Origin of the sequence: Parabacteroides sp. ZJ-118 (assembly GCF_011038785.1) — a bacterium.
Lineage (GTDB): Bacteria > Bacteroidota > Bacteroidia > Bacteroidales > Tannerellaceae > Parabacteroides.
The window spans coordinates 1-18,273 of sequence record NZ_JAAKDT010000001.1; the positions used below are offsets into that span (position 1 = coordinate 1).

The following is an 18,273-nucleotide window of genomic DNA, read 5'->3' on the forward strand; positions in this document are numbered from 1 at the left end:
TACTTGAAGACGGAGTCATAAATAGGATTCGCGATTAATGTCATATCGATTCGGTTTTTGATTCGCACCAAAGATAATGAAACTTGCCCACATACAGATAAGGTTTGATATAAAAAGGGCGATATTCCACTTCTCATAAGCGGGAAGTAGAATATCGCCCCTCTATTTTACAAGACTATTTGTCTATGAACGATAAATCGTAATATAAGCAGATGCCATTTCCTCAACGGTCAGCTTCTTCTCGAATTGCTCCTTGGCATTTCTTGAGAACCGTTCGCAAACGGCCCTATTCTCCAAAATATACTTTATTTTATCAGCGAATGATCGCACATTATTCTCTACGGTATATCCGTTCCAATCATTAACCACGATCTCGCTGATACCCCCTACATCAGAGGCTACCACAGGACATCCAAAACTCATCGCCTCAATAATCACCATCGGAAGTCCCTCATAATTACTTGGCAGTATAAACAAATCCGCAAATTGATTGTAAGCACCCGCGTTCGGCAAATTTCCCATAAAAAAGACATTCCCAGGCAAACCACCATCCACCTCATGCTGATTCCCGATCCAGATAAAAGCATATTCCGGAAGACTCCGAGCGATCTCCACAAACAAGTCACTTTTTTTTTGGGGGGACAACCGGGCGACACACAACACCTTAGCCTTATAGCCAACGATATGGGCAAACGGATCCTCCTGCAATGGCTGTAATTTCTTAATGCCGTTGTAAACGGTACTCACATTATGCGTTATCCCTTCTTCCCTCAAAAGTCGCTCATCATAGCGGCTTACCCCAACGATCGCCTTACACGCCCGCTGCATAAACCGCTCAATCGGCAAGAACTTACGATAAGCAAGGCGAATAGAGTCAAAGCCATGAACCGTATAAATCACTTTCCCGGAAGGGAAAGCCACACGTCCCAACATCCCCGCCTTCGAGGAATGCAGATGGATGACATCGGGTTTACATTTCCAATAAATCCCCAGGAAATCAACGATCGCAAGGAAATCATTCAACGGAGATAATGCCCGTCTCAGATACTTGCACCGCACCTGCTCTATTTCCGGTCTTAACATAGACCACATCTTGCCATCACCTTCGCCGGCGGCGACTATCACTTCATGGCCGATCTCACTCAATTGATTCGCCAAATTAACTACAACAGACTGAGCCCCTCCGAGCTCGGAGAGGGTTATTAGTTGGAGGATGCGCATAATTCAACAAGATTATCTCTTTTTACTAAGAAAAAAATGCTCTGTAGAAACGTCGAATAATCATTAACATAGATGGGGGCAAGAAGGTAACCAGTCGTTTAAAATACGATCGTAAACGGTTTTTGAATGGCAAGTATCGGAAATAAAAATGTTGAACGTTACCTAAATCCTCACCATCTCTCAATTTCATTATAACCTTATCTCTTAGATACAAATTCAAATAATCACAAGTACTTTGAGCTTTCAGGCAATCAGTAGACAGCCATTCCCTATCAATAATAATACGTTTCTCCTTGGCCAACTCTTTCAATAACCAATCCCCCTTATCTGTAGCTACCAGCGCCGCGGATACACCGTCTTCCCGCTGTTCATAGGCTCCCCCCAAAAAATCACCTAAACGAAGATCGGACGCTACATATTCCTTACGTAAGGCACAAGTAAAACATGAGGTGTTCAACGCTACATTATCAAAAAAATAACGATAAAACATATCTTTATAGGCAAACTCACTATATATACCCTTCTCTCCTAATAACCGAATCGTATATTGATGCCATCCATTCCCTTTGTGGCGAAACTGCACTTGGTTTAGTTTACCAAGTTCTCTTCGCTTTTGAGAGATGTAGGGTTTCCATACATTATAGGAAGGAACACCATGACAAAACAAATCGACCAATATTAATTCATTAGCCAGGTGATGCCGTCGTATCAACTGCCTTAATCCAAATATTTGACAAGGAGTACCTATACAAATATACTTTTGCGATTGATCTTTTTTTGCCTCCTCCAATAATAGGGCAAAGGCTTCCGAGGTATCACTTTGAATATATTTTGACCCTTTCAACAATTCCAAATCTTTCTGCTGGCTTATTAAAACAGTTTTTGCTTGATCCTTCTCATAATCATAGATTACCCCCATTATTTTATATCCATGATCTATGCCCCATAAAGATAACTCATATGCACAGCCTCCCGAGGTTGTTGTATGTTGTATCACTTGATTGGAGGAATAGACTCCATATACAGTTTTATCCCGCATTTCGCAAGTATGGTTAGTAAAGGCGATAAAACGGTAACAAACCTTTTGACAAGCTCCACAATCCACACAGAGATTACCATCCACCACAGGAGCATAGAAACCCTCCTCATTGATCGATAAAGTAATCGCTTTTTTGTGACAACTAGCCACACAAGCCCCGCATCCGGTACATGATATTTGCGAGTCCGCTAAGATATTCTTTCTCATTTCACAATGCTTAGCGCGTTTTTTAAATAAGTGATCGATTTTTGTCGATAATCATCGATACGCTCATTCAGAGCCACCATATCAACATCAACAGACAAGACCCGTTCCAACTCCTTGAAAGTGACTTCCCCAAGCAGACGCTCTCGCAACCCCAACCGGCTTACCAAATCCAACATCTTCGAAGAATTAACGGTCTTACTGTAATAAATAGCCATGGGTCTATTCGTGATAGCTGAGGCTATAACCCCATGGAAAGTATCCGTGACAATGACCTTCGCCCCCTGAATACATTTCAACCATTCCAACGCGTTACAAACGATATTAACATCACACCATCCATGATACGTTCCCGGCGAAACGATCAACAAACGATTTTTCTTCGCATACTCCTTCACAGCCGCTATCTCTGAAGGGCTCACAAAACGAGCATCGTAAGAATACACTACCATATAATCCTTCCGGGGTGTTCCTTTAGGTAATTTATAGGTATCTAATGGGAACTTATACAATAACACCGGATCACATACCAACTCCGCAAATTTCCCGGTCAGTTCATGAATAATTTTTCTAGTCCTCTCATCCCTAGCAGACAATGCCTTAAAACGGTTCAAGCCGCTTCCAATAAGCTCCTCACAATGAAATTGACGGATCCGATTCAGATCGGTCTGTCCGCTCGATGGTGCATAGGCGATCATATTATCCGTATTCACACCATGACCGAACATCATCATATTCACCCCCAGTTCCAAACTAAAGACCTCATCAGCTCCGACCAAAGCGGCATCTATCGAAGCCGAGCAATAACAGTCGCTACGAAAATTTTGTTCACGAAACCTCTTATTGACCAAATATTTTCGGACATTATGCCATGTAAGTCTCACGCCTTTCTCTAACAGAAAATGTTTGATAATATAAGGGACTGATGCCACTGTTATCTGATTGCGCTTCTCCAGTTGCGGCTCAAAATCATAATTCTTCTTGTAAGTTAATACCACAGGTTCATGCCCCAGCTGTTTCAACTGCATATATGTAGCATACATTTGCAATTGGGCACCCTGATTGTTTACATCGTAATGTGTAAGGATACCTATTCGCATATTCCACATTCTTTCCTAAACAAGTCCATAAACTCACACCTTCTCCTATTGAGCAGATCTCGGTCGTATTGCTTGGCCACCTCGAAATTACGCAAGGCTTGTTCCTTGAGTGTATTCTTATCGACTTTAGAAAGGATACGGACAATATCGCTTACATTTCCCCTACGGAAAACATATTTCTTATCCAATAATTCTGGTATACCGGCCGTCCGAGAACCTAGAGAGAGACATCCCCGGCTCATCGCCTCGATCAAGGCACGAGGCAGTCCCTCTTGCTTGCTAGGCTGGATGTATAGATCCATCTCATCCAAGAAAGGAATGACTTGGTCGTGAGGAATCAAACCATGAAAAAACGTCCTGTCACCAACCCCATATTTATCTGCCAACGAACGAAGGAACGTATTATCCCCGCCACCTACCAGATGATACTCGATATCAATGCCGCAGTCTCTCAATCTCCGCAACGCCTTGATCGCATATTCTTGCCCTTTGTAACGTACATTCACGGCAGCCACCGTCCCCAATTTCAAAATATCTCTCCTAACGGCAATCTTCTCCAACCTCTTCTGTAAGGCAGTCTCATCACCAGTCGTGATATTCACATCGCTGCATCCTATAGAGTACCCTCTAGTAGGATACCTACACTGCAAAAAATCATTCGTCACATAGATCGAATAGGCGGCATCGGCTTGTACCCGACGTAACGAGAGATAACGAAAGGGAGCCATAAGTTTCCCGACCCAGCTATAATTCCAATAAGCGTCCCATGCGCAACCCACCACCACGTTCAAGCAAGGCTTTCCATGCTTCTTGGCGATACGAGCTACCGTGTCACCCAAGAACGAGGGTACATGCGCTACGCAGATGTCGCAAGCTAACACCTCCCATTCGATAATCCGCTCATTCTCCAGTCTGTCTACCAGCAAAGATCTCATCGTGTTCACCTTCTTCAAGAAGACAAAATCCACACCCGGATCCTCTATAAGCTCCTGCTTCACACGGTCTACTTCCCGCTCAAAGGCCAGGCAGGTAATCTGTTCACCCAAATAATGATAACGCGGCAATGCTGCCTTGATGGCGTTATTGTAAAACTTCCCCCCGTAACGATCAACCGTAGCGGTGGAGGAGAAAAGTATATGCATAATGAATACTATTTAATTTCTAGAAAATTGTGATCAAAAAGCCATCTCGGCAGAGATCAAATACCGACTTTCTTGTCATTATGCTTAATAATACGGGCAGGGACTCCGCTAACGACAGAATTATCGGGCACATCTTTAACAACTACAGAATTAGGAGCCACTATCACATTATTTCCAATTGTGATCCCTCCAATCACTTTACAACCTAAAGTCAGCTCGACATAGTCCCCCACGACTGGTCGGTTCTCCGGCAAGTTTTTATTCCCCAACACAACTCCTTGTGTCACCGTACAGTTAGCTCCCATACTGGTACAATTCAAATGGATCCCCCCGATATGTACGATACGTAAACCCGGACCGCAACTGTTTGGACGGACAAAAACTCCATATTTCATGCAATTACGCCTATGCTTATAGGTTAGAAAGGCACGAATCACCCCCCCATTATACAAGTTTTAACATTCGTATAATATTCTAAACGTCTCAGTGTACGCATAAACGAACGCATATGAGAGTTCTCATCCCCACCCATCAGCCATAACAAAAAAGGGTGCTTGCTTTTCACGTATCGTGCATCGTCCATACGCCGATACTCTTTATAGTCTTCTTTAGTCTGTATCATATGATCCAAGCATTATCAATCAAGATTATTTCTATATATTTCTGCCAAGTATTGAGCCGATGTTCGAATATCAAATCCCGAAGAAATAATTTTAAAAACCATATCCTCTCGAATAAATCCAATCAGTGTTTTCGCAATAAACTTAGCCCATTCTTTTGCAGAACAGGATAACGAAAGTGAATAATAATTTTCCGTAACTTTACTCATTGAAGATATAGTATCAGAACAAAAGACAGGCAATCCGGCAGCTTGTGCCTCCACCAAAGAAAGAGGTAGACCTTCCCATAAAGAAGGCATAACAAACGCATCCATAGCCTGCAACAGTTCAGGAATGTCACTCCTCTTCCCCAAACACAATACTTTAATGGATAACCCGAGTTCCTTTATTTTCTCCTCTATTTGAACTCGCAACTTCCCGTCACCAATTATTATCAATTTACTATTTGGAACTATTAACTGAAATTCCTCAAATATATCTATTAAGAACTTATGATTCTTAACAGCAATTAAATTTGCGACAAGTCCAAGCACACATTCGTCAACTTTAATATTTAACAAATGTCTTATTCTTGTTCGAACAGATTCATTATATCTAAAATCATTAGCTATAATTCCATTATTTATAATTTTAACAGAATCCATTCTTCCGGTATATTTATACATCCATTCTTTAGAACTATCACTACACGCAAAGAAATCCGTTGCCAATATTCGAATATAAAGTTTATTCACATTATGCAATACATAATGTAAAGCACCTGATTGATTCGAGCTATGAGAATGTATAATTCGATTATTTATACCATATTTTTTAGCGTAATACAAAGGAGATATCAAACTTAAGGAACTAGCATGCAAATGAATCGCATTATATCTATGCGCATTTTCTTCAAAAAAGGAATCTAGGTTTCGATAATATTTATAAAAGCCTTTACTCCTAGGAGGTATGATGTAAATATGACCACCTAATCGTTCTATCTCATCTTTATAATCATCATCCAACTGATTCAAAAGAAAATCAAATTGAATTTCAGAGCGATCTATCGTACGATAAAGGTTCATGACAAACGTTTCGATCCCTCCGCGATGCATACTTCTATTAACATGTAAAACTCTTACCATGACCAAATACACTAATTATAAAAGGAAATATCTATATTTTTAACAATTAAACTCACCATATTAGAATAAAAGAAATCTGGAGACAACACTTTCATATACAATCCAGCATCCGTATAAATATCTAAAGCGGATCCTAGCAAAAAAACAAATAGAAATTTCTTATGCTTTGGAAAAACTAACTTGAACCATAAAAATATGCAGAGTGTTCTACTCAACAAAAAAAAACGTTCGCCTAAAACAGGTATCACATTTATAAAACCAAACACAGATAGACAAATCATAGAGAAATAAAATAGAGAATAAAGATATGAATGTGTTTTTTGTTTCTCTACCCGATTCAACATATATAAAGTTGTAAAGACCAAGATAATCACATTTATAGCCTTAAACAACGATCGCAAACCATTGGCATAAATTCCTAGTTTATCGTTCATATCATCTGAAAGATATAGTCCAATTTTATCATTAAAAAGAAGTGGGTAAATATCAAGACTAACAAAACTCTGAAGCAAAAAATCGAAAGGAATCAATGCAAATGGAATAGATACATAGAATAAACACTTACTAAACCTAGGATATTTCTTTAAAAAGAAAAAAAGAAAAAGGCAGAAGAGTAAAAGTAAAAAAGAATAATGAATAAATGGTAGCACCCCAAAGCCAAACAAATATTTCTTTGATCTCGTACGAAAATAACAGAGTGAGCAATACACGCAAATCCAAAACGCAGTAAAATATCTAAAATTCTGCACATGAAAAATAGATCTAGGCAACACAAAAAGCAGCATAAGAATATATCCATATACTGTTGCCTTAAAATTCTTATCTTCTATAATGTATTTCAAAGAATTGAGCATACAATAAAGAGTAGGAATACCTGCGATAACATACATTAAATGAAAATTAGTAGAGATATTTCCTGTCAACCAATAAATAATAAGTCTATAAAAGTCTGGATGGGCTCCAACACTCATTGTCAAAGTTTTCTTTATTTCTTCCAGTAATTGTTCAAAAGTTAAATGGGTTTCATAAAAATGTTCTACAGTCAATATTAAATCAATATAAAAAGTATTAGACGGACTATAATACATAGACCAACAAAAAAGAAGTCCCACACCCCAATATATGCAATAAGAAGATCTCGACGCAGGATTCTTAAATAACGAATGTAAGAACGCACCGAAAGGCCAAACCACAAAAAGGGCAAGTTTCAGTGGCAGGTCATTAACTCCATGACTCAGACTCCTTGCAGTATGTGAATTTTCAATCATTATTCCTTACAGTAATTTGATTCAATAAACATTGCTCAATATCTGATATCATATTTGCATAATTTCATTGGCCTATATATCAGCAAACAATTTTTCCCATTCATCTGCAATAGATGACACATCAAACTTTCTTTGACTATCCACTGCCGAAACTGCCATTCTTGATCGCACATGCGGATTGTCTATCAAATATTGAATGCCTCGAGCCATAGAATTTATGTCATAAGGTTCAATCAATATCCCATTCGTATCCGTGATGATATCATGAATAGCACTAAATGTTTTATAAACAACTGGAACACATCCTCTACTCATCGCTTCAATGAGAACCATTGGCCATCCCTCGTAATGGCTAGTCATACAAATGACTGATGCTTTCTCATAATACGAAGATACATCTTGAACATAACCGACAAACTCGCAACGTTTTATCCGATTTTTCTCTACATAATCATGTTCTTTTTGACATCCAGTATCGTTTCCCACAATCTCCGCACGCCAAGAAGGATTATTTTTACTGACAATTTCCCAAACCTTTATAAATTCCAAGGTGTTTTTTTGGAAAAAAGCCAAACGACCTACGAAAAGCAACACATTTTCCTTAGCTGAATAACAAAGAGAATTCTTTCCATGATCGAATATATTGGGATTATTGATCGCCCGTAACTTTTTACAGTCCTCTAAATCTAAAAATCTACCAAGTTCCTTTATATAGGAGCCAGACAATAAACACAAACAATCCGATTTATCGATAATTTTTCTAAATATATGCTTCGTTTGTTGAATCTTATATCTATAAAATAAAGAGACAAATTTCCCCATAATACCTTTTCTTTTCCAGATTATCAACTTTGCCAAATAATCGCCAAATGGTTTAGAATGATATACAGAAACAACTTTCACAGAGGATGGAGTATTTTCCAATATAAACAAGCCGTCCTCACACAAAGGCTTTTGATTTATAACAATCTTAATTTTATTATCTTCCAATATCTTTTGATATTCACATACGGAACGATCGCTAAATACAGATTCTTGCGCTCGTGACAAACAAAAAACATCCACCGCAGAATTTGAGTGATCTAATCCACTATATGTACAGAGGAAATAAACTTTATGATTCCTTTGTAGAAATTCTCTTGCGAGAAGATCAGTCACACGCTCTACTCCTCCTAGAGAAGGGCTAAAACTTCCAGGAATAACAAAAAGGATATTCATATTAATTTATTAATTTCTATTTATATATCACATTTCTCATTTTATTAACCACAAACTCACTTTCTGGAGTATGAGTCAACAAGGAGATGCCTATATACACTATAATCCCAACTGGAATACTTAATAGCAACAGAGGTAGATCGTCTAACCCTAACCACTTAAGAGAATACATGCTAATTCCCATAATACTAGCTTTAAGAAAGACAGGAAACAAGACTATCATTTCTTGTTTAAAAGAGACTTTAGGAAGTAATTTACGTACAAAATAAGTCACAACTAACAAATCCGAAAAAGAATAAAAAATCAATCCTAAACAAACAACTATCAAACCTCCTCTAAGAGACAAAAAAAGGATTAAGAATGCGATTATTTTTTTAATCACTTCTGCTCTTAAAGTCAAGTCGCTTCTATGCTTGACATTTAACAAATCTACTGTCATTCTCATTATAGGATCCCACATATAGGCCACACACATTATTTGTATAAAAGGAACTGTATCCATCCACCTATCCGTAAGTGTCAACCTAACTATTGGTTCTGCCATCGCGCAGAGACCAAGCATAATAGGGAAAACCACAAACGAAGTCATACGGAGGAAAGCATAAAATTTACCTTGCAAGGCTTCCGCATCATCCTGCAACTCACATTCAATCGGATAAAAGACTCGAACTAATATATTAGTAAAATTGTATGCGGGAAACTTAGAGATAGTCTCAGCCCTATTATATAGCCCTAAATCAGAAGCTGGAAAAAATTTACCGATCAACAATGTATAAGAGTTAGTATATATATTAGCGATAAATCCACCCAATAATATTTTCGAGCTAAAACCAAATAATCCTCTAAATGATTGAATAGAAAAAACCAACGAAGGCCTCCATGAAGAAGAGAACCATAACAATAAGACATTTATCAAATTCTTAATGATCCCTTGGAGTACCAAAGTGTATACTCCATATCCTTTGTAGGCCATAAACATCGCGACAGCTCCACTTATAAAGACAGAGGATAAAGAAATCCAAGCCTGTCGTTTAAAATCTAAGTCGATAGTCAAAATCGCCTTTTGGACTGTAGCAAAAGAACTTATCACAAAATTGATAGATACCCATATTATTAAATCGGTCAACAACGGCTGGTTATAAAATGAAGCAATTTTATCAGACAAAGAGATTAATAACAAATAAATCAGTATGGCTACAACAATATTAAAATAAAACACAGTCGAGTAATCCACTTCTGTTCTATCTTGCTTCTGAACTAACGCATTAAGGAATCCTGAATCAACAAATGTTTGCGCTAATGCCACAAAAATCCCCAACATGGCAATTAAACCATAATCAGAAGGGAGTAATTGGCGAGCAATAATAAATGTAAAAACAAAATTAACTCCCTGTGCGGAAAATCGTTCTATACCACTCCAAGCCAAGCCTTTAAAAACTCGTTTCTTATTATCTACTGCCATAAAATTAGCATCTAATTGCAAATCCCCCCTCTATTCCCATAAAACTCCTTGTACCAATCCACCGTCCTTCTTACCCCCTTCTCTATATACCAAGCCTACATAGCCCGTGCCTACTACAGCGATATTCATGTCTGTATATTTTAATTATATCATTCAATTATACGACTCTTTCTAATTGAAATGAATCGTAAGTAGTCACTCTGGACCCGTTAAGGAGCTAAAGAGGCTGCTTACTGTACTCTATGAGCCAGGCATAGTCAACCCCTTCATCCTTGCAGTACTTTCTCAGGCTGCGACCTTTGCGATGCTGATTGTAGTCTTGCATCACTTTCTCAAAGTATTTTCTTCCAGCTTCAACATGTGCTCTTTATATATTGATGTCCACATAACCACACTGACTTGATAGAGCCAGGTTGGGAAAGATGATTTCCCTTACCAGGGAAACCACCTTTCCCTGATAAGGGAAGACACTATTCCCCGATAAGGGAAGAGTGACTTCCCAAATCTATCAAATCTCGCCCGGGACCTCGCTATCGTCACCTCCTTCGGTGGGTTTGCCGCCGACCCAAATCTGCGTGCTCACGCTACGGGGCGTTTTCAGCAAATGACCGGAGTTGGCGTATTGCGTCGTCACCGTCAGCGTGTACTCGCCCTCCGCCAGATCAGCCGGCAAGAGTAACGTAAGCGAGGAGGGGTTGTTGATCGTGATCAGGTCGTCCGTCAGTTTCGTGACGGCCTTCGCCGCGTTGGTCAGCGTAACGCCTACCGACTCGTCGTCGCCCACCACCTTCAGCATCGCGCCGCGCACGAAGAGGTTGCGGCCCGCCGTCGCGCTGCCGTCCTTCAAGCCCGTCTTCTTATCCTCGGTCTCGAGGATGTACATGATATTCGACTTCTCGCCGAGAATCTCCACGGAGGTCTTGGCGATCTCCTCGCGCAACACCTTGTCCTGCGTCAGGGAGACGTAGATGGAGTTCTTCTCCTTGTTCCATACGCCGCCCTCGACCACGCCGGTCAGTTGCGGAACCGCACGGAACAGGCCCGTGTTCACGCTGTAACCGTTCAAGACCAAATCCATCACGATTCGGTGGTAGAGCGTCACGGAGTGACGCAGCGTCTCCGGACGCAAGCCGGTGTCTTGCTTGTACATCTCCTCCAGCACGTCGTCAAGGGTTAAACTTCCGGCCGAAGCCAGCAACAAGATCTTGTCCGTCTTGTTGTCGGTGGTCACCGAATTGTCGATGAGCCAGCCTTTCAATACTTTCTTCATAGTTCTTTGTTTTAACGGAGGGGCGGAATTGCCTCTCCTTTATATTTTCAGAATTTCTTCCCGAACGCTATGTTCAAGAACGTCTTCACCAATATCTTGAAATCGAACCACCACGAGCGGTGCTCCAGATAGAACAGGTCGTAGCGCAGACGGCGAAGCATCTTCTCCAACGTGTCCGTATAGCCGTTGTGAAGCGTGGCGTAGGAGGTCACGCCCGGACGGATCTGGTACAGATAACGATAGCGGGGATCACGCTCCATGATCCGGTCGATGTAGAACTTTCGCTCGGGACGAGGGCCGATAAAGGACATGTCACCGACGAAGACATTCCATAATTGGGGCAGCTCGTCCAGATGATGCTCACGCAGGAACTTGCCCACGCGGGTCATGCGAGGATCCGCTCCTCCCTTGTAAAGAGCGGGGCCGAACTTCTCAGCGTCCAAACGCATGCTGCGGAACTTGTAGATGTTGAACGGGCGGCCGAAACGGCCGATTCGCTCCTGCTTGAAAATGGCCGGACCGCCATCCTCGCGCCTTACGGCGATGTAGCAGATCAAGGACAAAGGAGAGAATACGACCAAGGCGATCAAGGCCAAAAAGCAATCCCCGATACGCTTCACGTTACGCTCGAAGGCGTTCATCCCATCCGGGATGAATCGTTCCGGACTCTCTCCCTCTCTTTTCTCGAAAGGAACACTGCTCTCTTCACTCATACGATCTCACTTAATGAAGGCAACCCTTCCACCTCGCCGGCGTGCCATGCTTGGTAGTCCTCACGGGAGAGTTGGGATGCGGTTAATAATTTGTAATCCATGTCGTCTCTTCGCAAGATGTGCTTGCGGGCATACGCACGGAACGAGCGATCCGTCACGGAGACCATCACCACCGGGAACGGGTAGCCGAGCAGGCGCATCGGCGTGATCTCGCTGTCCGGGAACGCACGGCGCAACTGGTAGGCCGAGCGCTCGAAAGCCACCCAATAGGGTCCCGTGCAATAGAGGTGTATCGCGTTTCGGTTCGCACGCTCGCGATCCATGATCTCTGCCAAACGCTCGTTCAGCAACCTCACCAAACGGACGCCGGAAGGAAGGGAAGACATGTTTTGACTATGATTGTTGATTTATGATTTAAGCGATCAACGCTATCCGTGCCTCAGCCACCGGTCGTAATCGGCCAACCGACGGATTAAAGTCTGCTTGCTCTTCTTGGGTGAGGACTCAACCCTCCACGGATCCACCAAATCGTGCGCCATCTGCCGGTAGACGCTGCTGTCCGTGCAACCGTAGAGCGTCACCAGCAACAGGGCGCGGGATTGCGGCGCTTTCACCGCCGGGAGCATGCCGCGCATCGTGGCGAGCAAGCGCACGAACTCATCCTCCTCGCCCAACAGCTTGTAGGCGGAAAGGAGCGACGAGTAGATCTTGCAACGCATCACGTCCGTCTCCGCGCGGAGCGAGCCGTAGGATCTCAACACCTCACGCGCCAAGCGCGTATCCCCCTCCGCTACGCTGCCGGAGGCGTGGTAACGCCCCAAGGCATCGTGCAAGCCCTCCCGCAGGCGGTCGTTGTCCAGGTGGGTATAGGCGTGCTTGCCCTTGGTGTTCAGCTCGATCAACTCATACTCGCCCGGCTTCACCTCGAACAGGGGAACCCACATGCAATCGAGGATACGTGCCATGACATCCTTATGACCGCCGCCCGGCTGGATCACCACCTCCGCCTCCATCCCGGCGAAATAGCCGGACGTGATGCGTACGCGGTCCCCCTTCAGCAGGCGGCCGCTGTCCGGGACATATACGGGAAGCTCATTGGAATACGATCTCGCCACCCAACGCAGATTCTCCATCTCGCTATCCGACAGGTAAGGGAAACGGGCCGCGTCTCCGGAAGAGATCCGGGGCAGGAAATTGTACAGGGGAAGCGTGCGCTTCATCCGGAAGATCTCCTCCACGGAGGAGCGGATAAACACGTAGTTGAACAGCAGGGGACGCCTCGTGTTGACCAGCTTGCCGCCCACCTTCCTCACCTCCACGTACGAGGGGGCGAAATACTCGAACAACGTCTCCCCGCGACGCTCGCGCCGGGAAAGCTCCACGTCCAGCCCCCTCGAGGGGCTGATCCTGTCGCGCCTGCCACCCGCGGCGGTAGGGAGCGTCAGCACATACCAGCGAACGGTTCTCAGGTCTTGACGCTTACGAACCTGCGCCATGCCCCTATCCGGGCAATCGTTCCTCAAAGCATTTATCGACATGATTCTCTTTTCCCCCCTGATTATGCCAGGACCTCCCAAGGCGAACGGCAATTCAAAGCCCTGCCAAGACGATCCCGTTTATCCTTGACACACAACACTTTACGTATTCAATTATGGCATCTCTGAAAATTACCATCGCCCGAGAATATTAAGCTACTCGGGAAGTAGCGTATTCTTTCACGGCGCAAATGTAGCAAAAAAAGATAATAGGCAAGCCTTCCAAGGAGAAAACTTTCTTTTTCTTAGGGGCGATCTGCCTAATTTCATAAAACACATGTGTGATTCTGCCTTTTTTGTTGTCTCATGGACATGACAATCCGGGCAGAAGGGATTCCCCTTTTGCCTTTATTCATCCAAGACCTTGAAGTGGCACGCAGATGATGCGGATGGACGTGGATTTTATAGATAAAAAAATAAATATCCGGTCCATCTGCCCGGTCTGCGCCATCTGTTTCCCCTAATACGAGCTTTTACGCTACTTCCCGAGTAGCTAAATCCCTTACCCAGCCCCGGATACCGGCTTGTACACGCTCCCGAAACAGGCCCGGTTCACCGCCGACAGACGCTCCAAGGAAAAGCTCTTCAAATAGATCTGGGTGGTCTTGATGGACGTGTGCCCCAGCAACTCGCTGATCACATCGATCGGTACCTCCTGTTCCCGCAAGGTCGTGGCGAACGAGTGGCGGATCGTGTAAGAGGTGACCGGCTCGTCCACGCCGCAAGTCTCCGCCAACAACCTCAAGTCGCGGTTGAAACGGTACAGGGCCTTGTTGTATTCCACGTAGGCCTCCTCGCCCGTTTTCTTCCCGCTCAGGAATGGGAACAGGTAAGGTGACCCCTTGTCCGTGCAAGCCGCCAGCTCGTCCAACAGGTGACGTACCTCGGCGGGGATCTCCAACCGGATGAGGGACCCGCTCTTCTGTCGGTGGTACGACAAGACCCCGCCCTTGATGTTCTCTTTCCTCAAATGGGCGAAATCCACGAACGCCATACCGCTGAACGCGAACATCAGGCTAAAGGCCAGCCGGGTTCTCCGCATCTCCGGCTCGACTTCCGCGGTCCCCATCAACGAGCACAAACTTCCCGAAGGCAACGCCCTCTTCCGCTTGCTCTCCACGCCCGTGAAGACATCTTTGAACAGGTTAGGTACAAAGGGTGCCTCGCCCGCCTCCACGGCTATGTTGTAGATGTGACGGATCCGGCGCATATAGGTCGACACCGTATTCATGGAACATCCCCTGTCCAACAACCAGGACTGATAACGCGAGAGCGTGTCCCTGTTAATATGAGAGTAAGGTATCCTCTCCTTGCCGCAAAACCTCCGGAACGAGTTCAACGCATCTTGATAACTCTTCGCCGTGGAATACCGCTTTTTCTCACGCAGACAAGCTATGTAGACTAGCATGCCCATAACAAAATCTTCTTCTTCTTTTTTCATATTTTCTCCTTAATAAAAAAGCCAAAAATACTACCTTTGTGTACCGTGTAAATAAAATCGATACAGATGAAGCGACACTTACGACCGATTATGTTTGTCGGAACCTGCTCGGATGCGGGTAAAAGCGTTATCAATGCGGCGTTTTGCCGTATTTTCAAGCAAGATGGCTATCAACCGGCACCGTTCAAGGCACAAAATATGTCCCTCAATTCCTACTCTACCCCAGAAGGCGGCGAGATGGGCCGGGCGCAAGTCGTACAAGCGGAGGCATGCGGCATTTCCCCGCATACGGATATGAACCCGGTATTACTAAAGCCGACAAATGACAAAAGCTCGCAAGTCGTATTAAACGGAAAACCTGTCGGCAATATGTCCGCCAAAGATTATTTCGGGATACAAAACCAGAAGGAGGAGCTATTCAAGGAAGCTGTCAGAGCCTTCAACCGTCTGGAAGCTCGCTATAATCCGATCGTATTGGAAGGTGCCGGAAGCATCTCCGAACTAAACCTGCGAGACCGGGATATCACCAATATGCGGATGGCGATTGCGGCCGGAGCCTCTACCTACTTAGTAGCGGATATAGACCGGGGCGGCGTATTCGGCTCCGTATATGGAACGATCGCCCTGTTACGGCCGGAGGAACGGGCCTTGATGAAAGGGGTTATCATCAATAAGTTCCGCGGAGACGCCTCCTTATTCGAGGAAGGACGGAGCCTGTTAAAGGAATTGACCGGGATTCCCGTGGTTGGCGTAATCCCATGGTTTCGGGATATCAAGATAGAGGAAGAGGATTCCGTAGCGTTGGATATGAAAAACAATACCTATAAGGACGGGAAAATCAATGTAGCTATCATCCTGCTGAGACGAATGTCTAATTTCACGGATTTTGATGTATTGGAGACAGACCCTCGCTTCAATCCGTATTACACCAATCATATCGATGAGATAGAGAAAGCCGACATCATCCTGCTCCCCGGCTCAAAGAATACGTTATCGGACCTACAAAGCCTACGGGCCAATGGGATAGCGATGGCGATTATCCGGGCACATAAAGCGGGTAAAAAGGTGATCGGTATTTGCGGTGGCTATCAAATGATGGGAGTCCGATTGGAAGATCCGGAAAGTATCGAGGGAAATATCCCGGCGATTCCCGGTCTCGGTCTGCTGCCTCAATGCACAGTCATCGAGCAGGAGAAGATCACGAGACAAAGCGACTTCGCGTTCCTCCCCTCTTCGGAGAATAGGGATTGTAAAGGATACGAGATACATATGGGACGAACCAGCCTATTGGGCGACGCCCCCGAACAGCCCGTAGCCCGGCTGGAAGACGGACGAACGGACGGATATTACCTCAACAACCGATGCTGGGGAAGTTATATGCATGGTATCCTTGACAATCCGGCCGTATTGGACAACTTGGCCGAGGGCTTTGACACGGAAACGACTGCGGGTCCTTTCGATTATGCCGCTTTTAAGGAAGAGCAGTATGATAAACTCGCCGCCCTCGTAAGGGAGCATGTGGATATGGAATATATTTATGACAGTATTAAACACTAATATCATGAACAGACGTACTTTTATGCAAAAAACCGGGCTTATCATGTCCGGACTTACTTTATCGCCGCTTACCGGTAAATCGTATTCCTCCGTATACGGACAAACCGCCCCCAGCAACAAAGTAAAAGTAGCCCTCATCGGATGCCGCAGTATGGGATACGGGGATTTGAATACTTTTCTTGATTATCCGGAGACGGAATGCGTGGCTCTTTGCGATGTCGATGACGAATGGTTAAACAAACGGGCTGCCGACGTTGAGAAGAAAACAGGGAAAAAAGTACCTCATTTATACAAGGACTGGCGGCGAGTCATCGATAACAAGGACGTAGACGTAGTCATTATCGGTACGCCGGACCATTGGCATTGCCTTCCGACGGTCTGGGCTTGCCAAGCGGGAAAAGACGTATATGTAGAGAAGCCGCTCTCCAATACGATCGAGGAATGTAATTTGATGGAAAAAGCCGCTCGTAAATACAACCGGATCGTACAGGTAGGCCAATGGCAACGTAGCGACCCGCATTGGGACGAGGCGGCTAATTTCTTGAAAGCCGGAAATATCGGACGAATCCGTACGGTCAAGGTATGGGCTTACCAAGATGGCAAACCGACACTTCCGGTCAAACCGGATTGCGACGCTCCCGCCGGAGTGGATTATGACATGTGGCTAGGCCCGGCTCCCAAACGTCCGTTCAATCCGTATCGCTTTCATTATAATTTCCGTTTCTTCTGGGACTATGCGGGAGGCTTGATGTCGGACTGGGGCGTACATTTATTGGATTATGCCTTGGAGGGCATGAACGCGGGTCTTCCCAACCGTGTATTCTCAAGCGGCGGCAAGTTCGCCTATCCGGACGACGCTATGGAGACACCCGATACGTTAATGGCAACTTACGCTTACAAAGATTTTACGATCATTTGGGATCACGCCTGCGGGATCAATCACGGACTCTATAACCGGAAGGAAGGATTAGCGTTCTATGGGGAGAACGGTACGATGGTACTCGACAGAGCCGGTTGGGAAGTCATACCGGTCGTATCCAATAACGTAGCCCGCATGGAAGCCGTTCCTTTCAAGAAAGGGGAAGGCAAAGGGCTTTATAATCATGTGGGAAACATGTTGAGTTGCATTAAAAGCCGCGAACTTCCGAACGCCGATGTCGCTATCGGTGCCCGCGTAGCGAAGATGGCTCATTTGGCGAATATCTCCTGCCGGGTTCAACGGGAAGTCCATTGGGATGACAAAAACAATTTGTTCGTCGGCGATAACGAAGCTACCGCCCTGTCGAAAGCCTATTACCGGGCACCTTGGGAATTGCCTAAATTGTAACAATCGCGGCATAACGTCAAGGGAACCTCTTT

16 protein-coding genes are annotated in these 18,273 nt (G+C 44.5%); 2 read left to right on the forward strand and 14 right to left on the reverse strand.

From position 1 onward, the window contains the following. Nucleotides 1-183: 183 nt before the first annotated feature. From G7Y39_RS00005 to G7Y39_RS00070, 14 genes are all read right to left on the reverse strand, one after another. Nucleotides 184-1,221: a glycosyltransferase gene (locus G7Y39_RS00005; RefSeq protein ID WP_165153793.1), complete on the reverse strand. Its 1,038-nt coding sequence runs from the start codon at nt 1,219-1,221 to the stop codon at nt 184-186. Nucleotides 1,222-1,246: 25 nt separating this feature from the next. Further along, the gene (locus tag G7Y39_RS00010; protein WP_165153796.1) at nt 1,247-2,467 is read right to left on the reverse strand and encodes a Coenzyme F420 hydrogenase/dehydrogenase, beta subunit C-terminal domain; all 1,221 of its coding nucleotides are present in this window, start codon (nt 2,465-2,467) and stop codon (nt 1,247-1,249) included. Continuing rightward, on the reverse strand, nt 2,464-3,564 hold the full coding sequence (locus G7Y39_RS00015) for a polysaccharide pyruvyl transferase family protein (RefSeq protein ID WP_165153799.1): 1,101 nt from the start codon (nt 3,562-3,564) through the stop codon (nt 2,464-2,466). The genes G7Y39_RS00010 and G7Y39_RS00015 overlap by 4 nt, the downstream gene beginning before the upstream one ends. Continuing rightward, nucleotides 3,555-4,706, reverse strand: coding sequence for a glycosyltransferase family 4 protein (locus G7Y39_RS00020; RefSeq protein ID WP_165153802.1), 1,152 nt, complete (start codon nt 4,704-4,706; stop codon nt 3,555-3,557). The genes G7Y39_RS00015 and G7Y39_RS00020 overlap by 10 nt, the downstream gene beginning before the upstream one ends. Nucleotides 4,707-4,762: 56 nt before the next feature. Next, nucleotides 4,763-5,101: a serine O-acetyltransferase gene (locus G7Y39_RS00025; RefSeq protein WP_165153805.1), complete on the reverse strand. Its 339-nt coding sequence runs from the start codon at nt 5,099-5,101 to the stop codon at nt 4,763-4,765. Nucleotides 5,102-5,343: 242 nt separating this feature from the next. Next, entirely contained in the window at nt 5,344-6,450 is a 1,107-nt protein-coding gene (locus G7Y39_RS00030; RefSeq protein WP_165153808.1) for a glycosyltransferase family 1 protein, read from the reverse strand. Nucleotides 6,451-6,461: 11 nt separating this feature from the next. After that, nucleotides 6,462-7,718: an EpsG family protein gene (locus G7Y39_RS00035; RefSeq protein ID WP_165153811.1), complete on the reverse strand. Its 1,257-nt coding sequence runs from the start codon at nt 7,716-7,718 to the stop codon at nt 6,462-6,464. Between the two features lie 72 nt (nt 7,719-7,790). Then, entirely contained in the window at nt 7,791-8,936 is a 1,146-nt protein-coding gene (locus G7Y39_RS00040; RefSeq protein WP_165153814.1) for a glycosyltransferase, read from the reverse strand. Nucleotides 8,937-8,952: 16 nt separating this feature from the next. Further along, nucleotides 8,953-10,398, reverse strand: a complete 1,446-nt coding sequence (locus tag G7Y39_RS00045) for a lipopolysaccharide biosynthesis protein (protein WP_165153829.1) — start codon at nt 10,396-10,398, stop codon at nt 8,953-8,955. 508 nt (nt 10,399-10,906) lie between these two features. After that, a complete protein-coding gene (locus tag G7Y39_RS00050) occupies nt 10,907-11,668 on the reverse strand; it encodes a DNA-binding domain-containing protein (protein ID WP_165153831.1) in 762 nt (253 codons plus the stop codon). Nucleotides 11,669-11,715: 47 nt separating this feature from the next. Further along, complete coding sequence (locus tag G7Y39_RS00055) at nt 11,716-12,381, reverse strand: sugar transferase (RefSeq protein WP_165153833.1); 666 nt, start codon at nt 12,379-12,381, stop codon at nt 11,716-11,718. Then, nucleotides 12,378-12,767 (reverse strand): hypothetical protein, encoded by a 390-nt coding sequence (locus G7Y39_RS00060; RefSeq protein ID WP_165153835.1) that lies wholly within the window; start codon nt 12,765-12,767, stop codon nt 12,378-12,380. The genes G7Y39_RS00055 and G7Y39_RS00060 overlap by 4 nt, the downstream gene beginning before the upstream one ends. A 42-nt stretch (nt 12,768-12,809) precedes the next feature. Continuing rightward, the gene (locus tag G7Y39_RS00065) at nt 12,810-13,919 is read right to left on the reverse strand and encodes a transcription termination/antitermination protein NusG (RefSeq protein ID WP_165153837.1); all 1,110 of its coding nucleotides are present in this window, start codon (nt 13,917-13,919) and stop codon (nt 12,810-12,812) included. 499 nt (nt 13,920-14,418) lie between these two features. Next, entirely contained in the window at nt 14,419-15,357 is a 939-nt protein-coding gene (locus G7Y39_RS00070) for a site-specific integrase (protein WP_165153839.1), read from the reverse strand. Nucleotides 15,358-15,423: 66 nt separating this feature from the next. Between G7Y39_RS00070 and G7Y39_RS00075 the strand changes: the two genes are divergently transcribed. Further along, on the forward strand, nt 15,424-16,914 hold the full coding sequence (locus G7Y39_RS00075; protein ID WP_165153841.1) for a cobyric acid synthase: 1,491 nt from the start codon (nt 15,424-15,426) through the stop codon (nt 16,912-16,914). Between the two features lie 4 nt (nt 16,915-16,918). Continuing rightward, nucleotides 16,919-18,241 carry a Gfo/Idh/MocA family protein gene (locus G7Y39_RS00080; protein WP_165153843.1) on the forward strand — a complete coding sequence of 441 codons (1,323 nt, stop codon included), beginning with the start codon at nt 16,919-16,921 and terminating at the stop codon, nt 18,239-18,241. Nucleotides 18,242-18,273: the final 32 nt, after the last annotated feature.